The organism is Microbacterium sp. W4I20 (genome assembly GCF_030816505.1).
GTDB lineage: Bacteria > Actinomycetota > Actinomycetes > Actinomycetales > Microbacteriaceae > Microbacterium.
On the sequence record NZ_JAUSYB010000001.1, the window covers coordinates 3,893,326 to 3,906,801 of the forward strand.

Annotated in this window: 12 protein-coding genes; 11 read left to right on the forward strand and 1 reads right to left on the reverse strand. The window is 62.2% G+C overall.

Annotation, left to right across the window (positions count from 1 at the left end):
• Window positions 1-38 precede the first annotated feature (38 nt).
• Genes QFZ21_RS18965 through QFZ21_RS18985 form a run of 5 tightly spaced genes read left to right on the forward strand, consistent with a single transcriptional unit; the run spans window position 39 to window position 5,106 of the window.
• Window positions 39-1,613: an ABC transporter substrate-binding protein gene (locus QFZ21_RS18965; protein ID WP_307380639.1), complete on the forward strand. Its 1,575-nt coding sequence runs from the start codon at window positions 39-41 to the stop codon at window positions 1,611-1,613.
• Window positions 1,614-1,615: 2 nt separating this feature from the next.
• Window positions 1,616-2,572, forward strand: coding sequence for an ABC transporter permease (locus QFZ21_RS18970; protein ID WP_307380642.1), 957 nt, complete (start codon window positions 1,616-1,618; stop codon window positions 2,570-2,572).
• Entirely contained in the window at window positions 2,569-3,459 is an 891-nt protein-coding gene (locus QFZ21_RS18975; RefSeq protein WP_307380643.1) for an ABC transporter permease, read from the forward strand. Before QFZ21_RS18970 ends, QFZ21_RS18975 begins: the two co-directional genes overlap by 4 nt.
• A complete protein-coding gene (locus QFZ21_RS18980) occupies window positions 3,456-4,355 on the forward strand; it encodes an ABC transporter ATP-binding protein (RefSeq protein WP_307380645.1) in 900 nt (299 codons plus the stop codon). The genes QFZ21_RS18975 and QFZ21_RS18980 overlap by 4 nt, the downstream gene beginning before the upstream one ends.
• On the forward strand, window positions 4,348-5,106 hold the full coding sequence (locus tag QFZ21_RS18985) for an ABC transporter ATP-binding protein (RefSeq protein ID WP_307380648.1): 759 nt from the start codon (window positions 4,348-4,350) through the stop codon (window positions 5,104-5,106). Before QFZ21_RS18980 ends, QFZ21_RS18985 begins: the two co-directional genes overlap by 8 nt.
• Window positions 5,107-5,749: 643 nt before the next feature.
• On the opposite strand, the gene QFZ21_RS18990 is transcribed toward QFZ21_RS18985, so the two are convergent.
• Window positions 5,750-6,766, reverse strand: coding sequence for a LacI family DNA-binding transcriptional regulator (locus QFZ21_RS18990; protein WP_307380650.1), 1,017 nt, complete (start codon window positions 6,764-6,766; stop codon window positions 5,750-5,752).
• Between the two features lie 150 nt (window positions 6,767-6,916).
• Here QFZ21_RS18990 and QFZ21_RS18995 point away from each other — a divergent pair, with 150 nt between their 5' ends.
• The 6 genes from QFZ21_RS18995 to QFZ21_RS19020 all read left to right on the forward strand — a co-directional run bounded on the left by QFZ21_RS18995 (window position 6,917) and on the right by QFZ21_RS19020 (window position 13,340).
• Window positions 6,917-8,413 (forward strand): MFS transporter, encoded by a 1,497-nt coding sequence (locus tag QFZ21_RS18995; RefSeq protein ID WP_307380652.1) that lies wholly within the window; start codon window positions 6,917-6,919, stop codon window positions 8,411-8,413.
• Window positions 8,413-9,414, forward strand: a complete 1,002-nt coding sequence (locus tag QFZ21_RS19000; RefSeq protein WP_307380654.1) for a Gfo/Idh/MocA family protein — start codon at window positions 8,413-8,415, stop codon at window positions 9,412-9,414. Before QFZ21_RS18995 ends, QFZ21_RS19000 begins: the two co-directional genes overlap by 1 nt.
• 64 nt (window positions 9,415-9,478) lie before the next feature.
• Entirely contained in the window at window positions 9,479-11,914 is a 2,436-nt protein-coding gene (locus tag QFZ21_RS19005) for a glycoside hydrolase family 2 TIM barrel-domain containing protein (RefSeq protein WP_307380656.1), read from the forward strand.
• Between the two features lie 237 nt (window positions 11,915-12,151).
• On the forward strand, window positions 12,152-12,679 hold the full coding sequence (locus QFZ21_RS19010) for a TetR/AcrR family transcriptional regulator (RefSeq protein ID WP_307380657.1): 528 nt from the start codon (window positions 12,152-12,154) through the stop codon (window positions 12,677-12,679).
• Complete coding sequence (locus QFZ21_RS19015) at window positions 12,676-13,020, forward strand: multidrug efflux SMR transporter (protein ID WP_307380658.1); 345 nt, start codon at window positions 12,676-12,678, stop codon at window positions 13,018-13,020. Before QFZ21_RS19010 ends, QFZ21_RS19015 begins: the two co-directional genes overlap by 4 nt.
• Complete coding sequence (locus tag QFZ21_RS19020; protein WP_307380660.1) at window positions 13,020-13,340, forward strand: multidrug efflux SMR transporter; 321 nt, start codon at window positions 13,020-13,022, stop codon at window positions 13,338-13,340. Before QFZ21_RS19015 ends, QFZ21_RS19020 begins: the two co-directional genes overlap by 1 nt.
• The last annotated feature ends 136 nt before the right edge of the window (window positions 13,341-13,476 follow it).

The following is a 13,476-nucleotide window of genomic DNA, read 5'->3' on the forward strand; positions in this document are numbered from 1 at the left end:
CCCGTTTACACCCTTCCCCTAGCCAAAGGACAACGTCAATGACATCGACCAGAATGCGGCGTAGCGCCGCGAAGGCCGCCCCTCTGCTCATCGCCGCCGCGGTCGTTCTGTCTGCCTGCGCGGCCGGCGGCGGAGGTTCCTCCAAGCCTGATCTCGAAATGGCACCCGTGGTCACAACACACGAAGAGGTGACCGAACCGCTCACTCTGGCCATGGATGCCCGGACAGCAACGCTGGACCCACTTCTCGTCACGTCAACACACGACGTGCGCCTCCTGAAGCTGATCGGCGGGACACTCTTCGAGCTCTCCCCCGACAGCTCCGCAAGCGTGACCCCCTCTCTCGCGTCGGACGGGGAGTTAAGCGAGGACGGGATGCAGTACACCGCCACCCTGAAAGGCGGTGCGACGTTCACGGACGGAACGCCACTCACCGCCGACGACGTCGTCGCCACGTTCGAGCGCGCTCGTACCTACGAAGCGAACGCTTACTTGGCTCAGATCGCCCCCGTGAGTGCAGTCGAAGCGGTAGACGACGCCACGGTTCGATTCTCGTTCACGCGGCCGTACCCGTCGTTCGAAACATTCCTCGCATACCCCAACATGGCGATCCTCAAAGCTTCCGAGATCGGAGCAGACCTCGCAATCCCTGCAGTGCCTACCTTCGCGGGTGCGTTTGCGGTGGAAGGCGATTACTTCTCCAACAAGTTCTCGCTGGAGCGGTACACCGACTTCGTCGGCAGTACCCCAGCCGTGAAGACAATCAATGTCGTCATCGTGACGGACGCGAACAGCCGCATCCAGCAGGTGCGCACAGGCCAGGTCGACTTCGCCGTCGATCCGCTGCCGAGCCAGTACTCCTCGCTCAAGGGCGACGCGCTTCCTCAGATCACCGAGTCAGTGGGCTTCTACTATCTGAACATGAACAACAAGGGCGACATCACCTCCGACCCCAACGTGCGCAAAGCCATCAGTAAGGCAGTGGATCGAGCGCAACTCACGAGCGTCATCACCGGCGGGTATGCCGAGCCAATGTCGGGGTTCTTTCCCGCCTCGTTCGGACCTGGCAATGCCGGCGACGTCAAGAAAGACGTGTCTGCCGCCAAGGAGCTGCTCGTTGGGACAGCATGCGCCGAAGGATGTGAGCTGTCACTGCTCGTTTCGCAAGAGTGGGCACAACAAGCCGGCGTCGTAGTCCAGCAGAATCTGGCCGAGATCGGCATCACCGTATCGATCGAGTCAGCAGAACCCCAGGTAGAGATCGAACGACTATTCGCCGCTGATTTCGACCTCAACGTCGGATTGTTCGGAGACTACTCGACTGTGCCCGAGGGTCTTCCGGGGTACTGCATGCAGTACTCGGCCGGCTACCTGAGCTGCCTGTCCAGCTACGAGTCGGCAGACGCTGAAGCAGCCGTCGATGACTTCACGCTCGCCTTGGATGAAACTGAGAAGACTTCGGCGATGGATCAGGCGACCGACATCTTCCTGACCGATCAGCCCTATGCCACCATCAGCGGCCTCACGGCAGCCGCAGCGGTGTCAAAGGCGGCGACGGGCGTCCTCTCCATGGGCTCCACGAACCTCATTCACGTAGCGACCCTCGCGGAGTAGCCATGCTCGTCAGTACCCGTTGGGCTGGACTATTGCTCAGGCGTGCGTTCGATATCATCGTCGTCCTGTTGGCGGTGGTCGCTGCGACCACCATCATCATTCGACTCGCACCAGGCGACCCCGCCCGCTCAATACTCGGCAACAAGGCGACTCCGGAAGCCCTGGAGGCACTTCGGTCTGAGCTCGGACTCAATGAACCGGTTCTCACCCAGATCGGCACCTCGTTGCTGTCGACAGCTCGCGGTGACGTCGGCAATTCCCTCATCTCGGGTGCTCCCGTCCTGGAACTGATCGGGCAGGCCCTGCCGGTGACACTCGGGATCATTCTCCTAACCGTCCTGATCTCGGTGGCCCTCGCAGTGCCACTGGGCCTTTACTCGGCATTGCGCCAGGGCACGCGCGTCGATCGCACGATCGGAACGTTGAGCCTGATCGTGCTCTCCACCCCAGCTTTCGTGTTGGCTTTGCTGTTGATCGCCGTGTTCGCGGTCGGTTTGGGCTGGCTGCCGGCCGGTGGGTGGTCGACCGGCTGGCCGGAGTCGCTCCGTTTCGTGCTCCTGCCGAGTGTGGCACTAGCCGGGTACCTCGCGCCTCAGGTGATGCGCAGCACCCGTCAATCCGCGCTGTCCATCCTCAACCTGCAATTCCTCGAGGCGGCAGAGGCACGAGGACTCTCGCCCTCATCGATCGTCTTACGTCACCTTCTCCCCAACAGCGCACTTCCGATCATCTCGGTCATCGGGGTCAACACCGCCGCTCTTCTGAGCAGCGCAGTGATCGTCGAGGTGTTGTTCGGCCTGCCCGGTTTCGGGCTGCTCATCCAAGAAGCGGTCGCCTCCCGCGACTACACCGTCCTACAGGGCACGGCCCTCGTCGCGGCGGTCGGAGTCGTGCTCGTCAACTTCGCATGCGAGATCCTCTATCGCATCATCGACCCACGAATCAGGATCGCCTCATGACAGTTTCAACGGCTACCGGCCCGCTCCGGCCAAGGGTGCGGTTCACCGGCCTCGCGCGGCTCTCTCCTCGAGCAGGAGTGGTCGCGTCCGCGAGCCTCATCTTCATTCTGGTGATGTCGCTAGTGCTCCCCGCAGTCACAGGATATGGTCCGGATCAATTCGTCGACCTGCCTTATCAAGCCCCATCCCTGGCACATCCCTTCGGAACGGACGGCTTCGGGCGAGACGTCATGGTGAGAACTTTCGCGGCCTCCCGCGTCGACTATCTAATTCCTCTTCTCATCGTCGCCATCTCCGTGATTATCGGATGCGTGGTCGGCGTAGCGGTCACCCTCATCGGTGGATTCGCGGAGTGGATCATGATGCGCGTCACTGACGCCATCATCGCGTTCCCGTTCCTGATCTTGATCCTTGCTCTCGTCGTCGTGTTCGGCCAGACCGTCAATGTGCCCTTCCTCCCCAACGGCACGATTCCGATCATCGTCGCCGTCGTCCTGACCGGATGGGCCTACTACGCGCGACTCGCGCGAAGCCAAACCCTTAGCCTCAGAGAGATGGACTACATCACCGCCGCTCGAATCATGGGCTATTCGACAGCGCGCATCGTCTTCCGACACATCACTCCAAAGGTGCTGGGTGCCTCTGTTTCTTACGCAATTGGCGACCTGATCGTCGTAATGGGTTTGATCGCGTCGCTGAGCCTGTTCGGCGCCGGGATCGCACCCCCCACCGCCGAGTGGGGACAGATGATGTTCGAAGGTCGCTCCGTCCTCGATCAGTACTGGTGGGTGACCGTCTTCCCCCTGCTGTTCATAATCGTCAGCGCTGTATCCCTCGCCGCGATCGCCGAACGCCTCGTGGCAAGACTCGAAGGCCGAACCCAATGAACGCCTCAGCAGCTCGCGCGTCGTCATCTCCCGCCCCGCTGCTGGACATGCACGACGTCTCGATACTCATCGGAGACAAACAAGTGGTCGAGAACGCCCGCTTGACCGTGCGGGCGGGGGAGACGGTGGGGCTGGTCGGAGAATCCGGCTCAGGCAAATCGATGATGTGTCGCGCAGCCACCGGGCTGCTCGGTCCGATCGGCGGGCGGGTCTCGCACGGCTCTCTTCTCATCGGAGGACAGTCTTTCATCGGTGCGAGCACCCCCGATTGGCGAAAGATCCGTGGGCACAAGATCGGATACGTGCCACAGGCATCACTGGCGGGCCTCGATCCGTTGATGCGGATCGGCTCGCAGCTTCGGGAGACCATTCGAGTGCTCGACCGCGCAAGCGACGCCCGTGCCCGCGCCCTCGAACTTCTCGAGGTCGTTCGCATCAATCAACCCGACGTCGTGCTGCGCGCCTACCCGCACCAGCTCTCCGGAGGGATGCGGCAGCGCGTGATGATCGCACTTGCTCTCGCGGGACGGCCGGAACTGATCATCGCGGATGAGGCCACCACCGCGCTGGATGCAACCGTTCAGAAAGCAGTGCTGACGCTTCTCCGCGATGTGCAGCAGGAGACAGGGATGGCCATGATTGTGGTGACCCACGACATCGGAGTGGTTCGTCAGATCTCGAACCGTCTCTACGTGATGAAGGACGGTGTGACGGTCGAATCCGGCCCGACAGATTCCGTACTCCGGGCGCCGCGGCAGGAGTACACCAAGATGCTACTCAACGCCGACCCATCGAGGCATGCGCTGAGCCCCGCGGCGGAGGAGAACACCGATCAGGCGCGAGCGAGCAATGTTTCCTTGGCCACTGTCGAAACGGATGGGTCAGCCCATGAGTGAGGTCATCGTCACCCGCAACCTGTCGTTGGGATACGGGAAGAAGACAGCCCCGGTCGTCGAGGATGTGAACGTTTCAGTGTCTGCGGGAGAGAAGATTGCGATCGTCGGCGAAAGCGGATCGGGTAAGTCCACGCTGGCAAAGGCGCTCTGTGGAACTCTGGCTCCCCGATCTGGGACGGTCGAGATTCAAGGGCGTCCCTGGAGCGCGATCCGACGGACAGATCCCGAGCGCAGGTCGGTCCAGATGATCTTTCAGGATCCCTACACATCGCTCAACCCGACTATGACAGCCCTTGCCACCGTGAGCGAGGCCTTTCATGTGGTGCAGCACCTCTCCCGCCAGAAGGCGCTGGCCGCCGCACGCGAAGCACTGAACGACGTCGGACTGTCAGGTGACATGATCGACCGTGTGCCTCGGGGACTGAGCGGAGGCCAACTGCAAAGAGTGTCCATCGCGCGAGCGCTCGCCTGCCAGCCGGACGTGCTCGTTGCCGATGAAGCGACAGCGTCGTTGGACGTATCAGTGCAGGCTCAGATCATCCGCCTCCTGGTCACCCTCGTGGAAACCCGAGGAATGGCGCTCGTCATGATCTCTCATGACCTGCACCTCACCCGCATGGTCGCTGACCGCCTAGTCGTCATGAGGAAAGGTCACGTCGTCGAGCAAGGGGAAGCCAGCCGCATCTTCGAATCACCCAGCACGGCGTACGCGCAGGAACTGCTCGCCTCCGCCTTTTTGGATGCGCCATGAAGTTCGTGGCGTCAAGAGCTCGACGATCGCGACGCGTGCTTCCAGCCGAACGGCAGACCTTATAGGCAAGCCGATGGGTGCGGGTGTCGCACTTATCGTCGGAGGAGTGCCGTCTATCAAAATCGGCGCCACTCACTGGCCCAGTCATAGCCGAAGTGCCCGTTGAGGTATCCCTCGACGGGCACTTCGGCTCGAGTCATCGTTCTAGGACAGATCCTGCCGCGGGGCTGATCCTACGCACACGTCGCGTCCCGGGCAGCTGCAATTCGCTGCGAAGGACGTATGGATCACTACCGACCGTGGCCGACCGTTCGGGAAACTGCTCGACGAGGCCATGGGCGCGATCAAGCCGGTCTGAGCACAGCCTGCGCGGACGGCTTGTCGTAGCCATCGCCCTCGACAGCGCTGGTGATTGTCGAGGGAACGCGGCCGTCCCTACGAGGTTTCGTCGACGCGGCCACGGCGTGGCTCTATCGGGCTTCATAACAGGGAGAGGTGCGCTCGAGCGTCTCGGCGCTGCGACTGATCGAGTCGAAAGCGCACCGGAAACGATCGTTTCTGGACACGCCAATGGGCTCATCGAAACAACGGCGCAAAGTGCGCAGATTCCCCGACGTCGGGTGAAGCGCCCTGAACGAGAAGGTCAGCAGCTGTCTCCGGGAACTGTCCAGACGATGTCGCTGAGAACGAACTGTGGTGCCTCGTCCGGACGCGCACTGCCTGTTCGGCGAATGGAGGCGAGTCGATGCAGATAAGCATCGATTATCACCGGGAGATCGATATGCACAGTGGTAAGCCGGGGAGTCACGAGTTGCCCGAGAATCGTGTGGTCTACCCCGATCACCCCGACTCGTGAGGGCACAGCTAGGTCAAGCTGACGCGTGGCTGCAATGACAGCGATGGCGACGTCGTCGTTGTAGGCACAGACGGCCACGGGCCCATCTGCCGTTCGCTCGAGCGCCGAGCGGATAGCGGCTGCGGCGGCTGCGGCGTCGAGCTCAACACGAATGACGACAGGGTTCGGCAGATCGAGCTCCGCGCATTCAGCCTGAACGCCCCGAAGCCGGACATCGCCATACGGGGCTGCGCGAGAGTCTTGTAGCTGGGCGAAGATTACCCGCCGTTTTCCGCGGCGAACGAGCTCACGCACTTGTAGGCGCCCGACGTAGACGTCGATTTCGTCTTCGATATCGCGTCCGGGTTCGGGGAGGGGGGGAATCACATGACTGCCAGAGGCCTCCAGGGTGCGGCCCTGCTCTGGCGTGAACACGCCGAAATCGACGATAGCCAGGGGGCGCAAATCTAGGACGGAGGTCAGGGTCGAAGCTGTGTCGTGCCTGGCGAAGTGCACAACGACGCTCATCCCGAGTGCCGCAGAAGCTTCGGTGATCTGATCCACTGCATTCTGAAGATGCGGGCCGAAGGTGGCAGTCGGAATCGTGATCACGACCATGTCGCTGACCCCGCTCACCAGCGCGCGTCCCGCTCTGGAGGGGCGGTAATCGAGTTCTGCTGCGGCCGCTGCGACACGATCGCGCGTCTCCTGCGGAAAGCTGGACACGTTGCCGTTGAGGATCAGGCTCACTGTCGTGCGAGAGAGCCCTGCGCGCTTGGCGACATCTGCACTCGTCGCTCTTCGTGCTGGCGTTTTGGCGGTCATCCCCCAAGTCTTACACAGCTGTATTGACCGGCTAGGAAGAATGGTCTAGCGTGGTGTCGCGCGTTACTAACACGTGTTACTTGCTCGTGTCACTACTCGGTCGTCAGGCCGAGTGGGTGGGCGGGCACCGAGATGACGAAGGAGTCATACATGGCAAAGAATTCCGGTCGGGTGCAGGGCGAGCAGATGCGCGCCGCCGTCGCTCTCAGTACAGAAGAATCTGTGACCGCTGCACTGTCGTCGGATGCCGTTGGTGAGGCGATCCGCGAGGACCGCTCCGGAGAGAAATTGAAGCTCCGCGAGAAGCTCTCCTACGGGGTGGGCGACATCGGGGCGAATCTCATCTTCGCACCGGTGTCAGCGTTTCTCCTCTTCTATCTCACCGACACCGTCGGTGTCGGTGCGGCGATCGCCGGCACTCTTCTTCTTTTCGGGCGTGTGCTTGACGGCACGCTCGACCTCATCGTCGGCACGCTCGTCGACAAGACCAGGACACGCTGGGGCAAGGCGAGACCGTGGATCCTCTTCAGTACGCCGGTGCTGGTGATCTCCTTCGCGCTGCTGTTCAACGTTCCCGCGGGGCTTACAGAGACAGGCAAGGAGATCTACGCCTTCATCTTCTACTTCCTGTGCCTCGGCGTCGGGTTCGTCAGCTCCAACCTGGCGTATCACACGCTGCTCTCCGTGATCACGTCCGACTCGAAGACGCGCGTATCACTGACTGTAATTCGCACGTTCTGCGCAATCTTCACCACCCTCGTGGTGAACTCTTTGACCATTCCTTTGCTGACAGCATTCGGCGGTGGCCAGGGCGGCTGGACGGCGACGACCCTGATTTACGGCGGCGTCGCCGCGATCACTCTGTTGATCGTCTTCTTCGGCACCAAGGAGCGCGTGAAGAGCACCGTCACCGCAGCATCGGGACCGAAGATGCCGCTAGGCAAAATGATTCGCATCCTTTTCCGCAATCCATACTTCTTGCTCGTCTTCGGCTTCTTCCTCCTGCAATACATGGTGCAAGGCACCGCGGGCGTCGGCATCTACTTCGCCTCCGACGTGCTCAACGACCCGTCGCTTTTCGGCCTCCTCAGCATCGCCGGCCTCGCCCCCCTGCTGCTGGGCATGTGGTTCATGCCCGCCATCATCGGCAGATTCGGAAAGCGAAAGCCGATCCTGTTCGGTACCGGCTTCGTGGTGGTCGGCACGGCCGTCACTCTCATAGACCCGACCAACGTCACGCTTCTCATCATCGGGAGCCTGATCCGCGCGATCGGCGGGGTACCGAACGCCTCGGCCATGTTCGCTCTCGTCGCCGACGTCATCGACTACGGCGAGTGGAAGAGTGGCGTTCGACTGGACGGGATGACCTACGCCGCCGCGACCGCGGGCCAGAACTTCGGCGCAGGCCTCGGCACGGCCCTGGTCGGATGGTTGCTCGCCTTCGGTAACTACGACGGCCTAGCGTCGTCGCAGCCGCAGTCGGCGATCAACGTCGAGATCTTCCTTTATCTGGTTCTGCCCGGGATTACGGCGATTTTGATCGGGGTCATCATCTACTTCCTCAATGTGGACAAGAATCTCTCTCAGATGCAGCGTGACCTCGCGGACCGGCGCGCGAACTCCGCGGTTCCGGCCGAGAAGAACTGATGACGACATCCGCGATGCGGTTGGCGTGGGGTGTGGTCGGCACCGGCGACATCTCACGCTCGATCAGCTCTGACCTGGCACGGCTCGACACCGCGCGCGTGCTTGCGGTGTGCTCGAGAGACGTCGCAACCGCAGAGGCGTTCGCCGCCGAACAGGGCGTCGAACGGGCGTACGGCGACATCGACGAGATGCTCCTCGACGATGAACTCGACATCGTGTACATCGGCACTCCGCACGCGACCCACGTGCCGATTGCGTTGGCCGCGCTCCGTGCAGGCAAGCATGTGCTCATCGAGAAGCCGATCGGCGTGAGCGCGGATGAAGCGCGGGTCATTGCAGAGGCGGCACGCCGATCAGGTCGATTCGTGATGGAGGCGATGTGGATGAAATTCGCTCCGGCCTATCGAGAGCTCATCGGCCGCGTTCGGTCCGGAACGATCGGGCAGGTACGCAGCGTTCGGGCCTCGTTCGGGCTCCCGTTCCACTCCCCGGAGTCGACGCGTCTCTCGGCAGAACGAGCTAGCAGTACCCTTCTGGATCAGGGGGTCTACCCGGTGACTCTCGCGCTCGATGTTCTCGGAATGCCTCTGGGCATCCGCGCCGAACAGACACTGCGCGACGACGGTGTCGACCTCACCTCCCGTGCGACATTCGAGTACGCCGACGGGAGGTTCGCAGACCTGGCCGCGTCGATGGTGGAGTACATCGACCCCAGTGCCTCCATCAGTGGTTCGGACGGCTGGGTGGAGATTCCGGCCCCGTTCTGGGTTACGACCCGCTTCACCACCCATGCGGGCGGTATCGCAGACGCCTTCGGCTCGCCGACGACGACAGCTCTCGAGGCCCAAGGCAACGGATACGTGCCGATGCTGCGAGCCGTGGGAGAAGCCATCGGGCGCGGATTCTCGGAGCACCCGCTGAACACGCTGGCCGCCTCGATCCAGACATTCTCCGTCCTCGACCGTATCCGTTCCGCGGCCCGCACGACCCGCGCCACCTGAACCAACCCGCTAGGCAGCTGCCGCAGCCACCGCCAGGGGCACCCCCCCGCACTAAGGAGCAACAATGACAACCACCTCATTCAACGACGGCTGGAGCGTTCGCGAGAAGACGAGCATCTTCGAAGCCCTCCAGGGCGGTGCCGCCGAAGCGGTCCCCGTTCGGCTTCCGCACGACGCTCTCATCCACCGGGACCGATCCGGCACCGCCGGGCACACCTCGCACTCGGGCTACTTCCCCAGCTCGACCGTCGAGTACAGCAAGGCGCTCGACATTCCCGAGGAGTTTCGAAACAAGCGCGTCACGCTGGAGCTGCAGGGAGTCCATCGCGATGCCATGGTCTACGTGAATGAGGTATTCGCCTCCCAACGTCCGTTCGGATACTCCACCTTCTTCGTGCCTCTCGACGCTTTCCTGAATTACGGCGCATCGAACACGATCCGAGTCGAGTCCCGCAATCACGAGGACTCCCGCTGGTACACGGGGGTCGGCATGCACCGCGACGCGCTGCTGCACGTCACCGACCTCGTGCACCTCACCCCGACCGGTGTGCAGATCACCACACCCGATATCGACGCGCGCCGTGCGGTCGTCGAAGTCGCGACCGTCGTTCAGAATGAGAGCACTGGCACCGCACAGCGATCGATTTTGACCGTCCTTCGCGACGCGGGCGGCCATGTCGTCGCCACAGATACCGCACCTGTCACAGTACGCGCCGGTGCGAGCTCCATGACGCGGCAGCGCCTTTACGTGGAGAGCCCGCAACTGTGGAACGTCGAGAGCCCATCGCTCTATACGGCGGTCAGTACGCTCCTCGACGCGGCGAGTCCGGTCGAGCAGCGCGAGACCATCTTCGGCATCCGCAGCATTCAGCTCGACCCGGTGGACGGCTTGCGGATCAACGGCACCACCGTGAAACTCCGCGGTGCGTGCATCCACCACGACAACGGCATCCTCGGGGCGGCCGCCATCGGTCGTGCTGAAGAGCGTCGCGTCGAACTGCTGAAGGAGGCGGGATTCAACGCCATCCGCAGCGCTCACAACCCCCTCAGCCAGGCAATGCTCGATGCCTGCGACCGGCACGGGATGCTCGTGATGGACGAGACGTTCGACATGTGGACCGTCGGGAAGTCCGCCTTCGACTATGCCCTGTCGTTCCCCGAATGGTGGGAGCGCGACGTGGAGGCTGTGGTCGCGAAGGACTTTAACCACCCCTCCGTGATCTTCTACTCCATCGGCAATGAGATCCCTGAGACGGGCAACGCGCTCGCATCCGACTGGGGACGCAAGATCGCGGAGAAGATCCGCTCGCTCGACGAGACTCGCTACCTGACCAACAGCATCAACGGCTTCGTCTCCGTGCTCACCGATGTCGCTGGTCTCATGGCGGCTCAAGGCGGGGGCGGCGCTCCCGCTGGCGTGAATGACGCGGGCGACCTCATGGCCATGATCAACTCCTCCGAGCTCGTAACCGAGAAGACCGCGGAGTCCTTCGCCATCGTCGACGTCGCCGGCCTCAACTACGGAGACTCCCGCTACGTCACCGACCGCGAGGCATTTCCGAACCGCATCATCGTCGGCACCGAGACCTTCCCCACCCACATCGACGTGAACTGGCGTCTCGTCGAGGAGAACTCCCATGTCATCGGAGACTTCACGTGGACGGGCTGGGACTACCTGGGCGAGACTGGCATCGGCCGGATGCAGTACCTCGCCGAGGACGAAGAAGCTGTCTTCGCCGCTCCCTACCCGTGGATTGCTGCTTGGTGCGGCGACATCGACATCACAGGATTGCGCCGCCCCGCGTCTTACTACCGAGAGACGGTCTTCGGCCTGCGGCAGCAGCCTTACATCGCGGTGCAGCGCCCTCAGCACTATGGTGCGCGCCAGCAGGCCAGCCAATGGACGTGGTCTGACGCCATCGCGAGCTGGAGCTGGGATGTCGCCACGGGGTCTCCCGTCATCGTCGAGGTCTACAGCGACGCTGACGAGGTCGAGCTGCTCCTGAACGGAGAGAGCATCGGTCGGTCACCCGCCGGACGGGACAACAGCTACCGCGCCACCTTCGACGTGCTGTATGCACCGGGAGAGCTCACCGCCGTCGCCCTCACCGGCGGATTTGCAGAGAGCCGCACCAGTCTCCGCACCGCATCCAACGACGTGCGGCTTCATGTTGCCGCCGACCGCGATCAGCTGGTCGACAACACGTCGGAGCTCAGCTTCGTCACTATCGAACTGCGGGATGAGAACGGCACTCTCGTCAATGAGGATGACCGCCTCGTCAAGGTCGATGTCGGCGGCGCGGGAACTTTGCAGGGCCTGGGCAGCGCGCGTCCTGACACCACAGAGAAGTTCGACGCGAAGGAGCACACCAGCTTCGACGGGCGCCTGTTGGCCATTATCCGTCCGACTGGTGTCGGAGCAATCGTCGTCGATGTGACTGCCGAGGGGCTCGAGCCCGTCAGCATCACGCTCAATGTGGCCGCCGAGGATAACCACTAGTCCGACATCTGATTGAGGTTCGGCTGGTCGCCCACAGCAGGATCAGCGGGCGACCTTGCACGCAGTTGCGTCGGGCGGGTAGACGGCTGTCTGAGCAGTAGCGCGGGCGAGCCTCATCGTTGGCGCAGATAGCGCGCGGCGTCACACGGTCCTACGGCTGGTGTGACGCCGCGGCGCGAATGGCTGACATCTGAGCAGTAGGTGATAACCCTACCAAACGGATGGTAGGTTAAAATCATGGCTACTAAAACAGAAATACTCGATGCTGCACTGGTGGCGTTGCGGCAGGGAGAGATATTGACGCTCGATTCGGTAGCGGCTCATGCCGGGCTGACCAAACCGGGGATTGTGCACCACTTCAAGACCAAGGGTGCTCTCACGGTCGCAGTTGTCGAACGGTTGATGGATCTATGGGAACTAGATCTGAATGCTCGAGTGGACGACGAAGCGGATGCTCGTGCCCGGTTGCGGGCCTATGTCGAGTTCGCTTTCACCTCAGACCTCGACCCCAGCGACTTGGCGTTGCTGTCTGACGCTCGGCTGCGCGACAAACTCAACGAACTCTGGATCGATCGACTTAGGCCCTGGTTCGGGGAGGACATCACGGCAGACCCCGTGGAGCTCGCGTCGATCCGTGCGGCCCGACTCCTTGCGGACGGAGCGTGGTTCGACCGCGCGTTGGGAACTGTGGACTTCTCGGAATCGGACCGCTTCGCAATTCTCACAATCGCTCTGGAACTAACCGAAGGGACCACACGATCATGAAAAAGTGGTTGATTCTTGCCGGGGCGATCGCCCTGGAGGTGACTGCGACGCTCTCGCTCAAAGGGGCGATGGACCTCCCTGCCCTGTATGCCGTCGTTGTGATCGGATATCTCGGATCCTTCGTAGCGCTCTCTCTCGTTCTTAGAGCGGGTATGGCGCTCGGCGTTACTTATGGAATTTGGGGCGCATCAGGGGTGATGCTTACGGCCGTCTTGTCGTCGCTGCTGTTCGGTGAGCCACTCACTGCCGTCATGGGCCTTGGAATTGTCCTGATCATCGGCGGAGTGCTCTGCGTCGAACTTGGCTCACAAGCCGCGCGTCAGAAAAGCACGGTCGCCTAATGGGCTGGTTGTTTCTGATCGGTGCAATCGCCTTCGAAGTCTTCGCCACAATCTCGCTCCGGATGGTCTCGACCGGTAAGAAAAAATGGCTCATTGGAGTCGTGATCGGCTACCTCGTCGCATTCGCGATGCTCGTCCTCACCCTGAGCACGGGGATGGCACTCGGCGTTGCCTACGGCATCTGGGCCGCAGCTGGCGTTGCGTTGACTGCCGTACTGAGCAGGTTCCTCTTCAAGGAGCCACTCACCCTCATCATGTGTGTTGGTGTCGCACTCATCGTTGGAGGAGTGTTGCTCGTCGAAATCGGTGCCGCTCACTAACGCGGCGTTAGCCGAAGTGCCCGTTGAGGTTTCCCTCAACGGGCACTTCGGCCTGAGTCATCTTCTAGGGCGGATCCCGCCGCGGGTTTGGTTTTACGCAGGCATTTCGTTCCGAAAGCGGGGACTTTTCGATCCT

What these genes read in the sequence shown, in the direction of transcription:
- QFZ21_RS18965 (WP_307380639.1), top strand. Translation starts at nt 39, where the DNA reads ATGACATCGACCAGAATGCGGCGTAGCGCCGCGAAGGCCGCCCCTCTG.
- QFZ21_RS18970 (WP_307380642.1), top strand. Translation starts at nt 1,616, where the DNA reads ATGCTCGTCAGTACCCGTTGGGCTGGACTATTGCTCAGGCGTGCGTTC.
- QFZ21_RS18975 (WP_307380643.1), top strand. Translation starts at nt 2,569, where the DNA reads ATGACAGTTTCAACGGCTACCGGCCCGCTCCGGCCAAGGGTGCGGTTC.
- QFZ21_RS18980 (WP_307380645.1), top strand. Translation starts at nt 3,456, where the DNA reads ATGAACGCCTCAGCAGCTCGCGCGTCGTCATCTCCCGCCCCGCTGCTG.
- QFZ21_RS18985 (WP_307380648.1), top strand. Translation starts at nt 4,348, where the DNA reads ATGAGTGAGGTCATCGTCACCCGCAACCTGTCGTTGGGATACGGGAAG.
- QFZ21_RS18990 (WP_307380650.1), bottom strand. Translation starts at nt 6,766, where the DNA reads ATGACCGCCAAAACGCCAGCACGAAGAGCGACGAGTGCAGATGTCGCC.
- QFZ21_RS18995 (WP_307380652.1), top strand. Translation starts at nt 6,917, where the DNA reads ATGGCAAAGAATTCCGGTCGGGTGCAGGGCGAGCAGATGCGCGCCGCC.
- QFZ21_RS19000 (WP_307380654.1), top strand. Translation starts at nt 8,413, where the DNA reads ATGACGACATCCGCGATGCGGTTGGCGTGGGGTGTGGTCGGCACCGGC.
- QFZ21_RS19005 (WP_307380656.1), top strand. Translation starts at nt 9,479, where the DNA reads ATGACAACCACCTCATTCAACGACGGCTGGAGCGTTCGCGAGAAGACG.
- QFZ21_RS19010 (WP_307380657.1), top strand. Translation starts at nt 12,152, where the DNA reads ATGGCTACTAAAACAGAAATACTCGATGCTGCACTGGTGGCGTTGCGG.
- QFZ21_RS19015 (WP_307380658.1), top strand. Translation starts at nt 12,676, where the DNA reads ATGAAAAAGTGGTTGATTCTTGCCGGGGCGATCGCCCTGGAGGTGACT.
- QFZ21_RS19020 (WP_307380660.1), top strand. Translation starts at nt 13,020, where the DNA reads ATGGGCTGGTTGTTTCTGATCGGTGCAATCGCCTTCGAAGTCTTCGCC.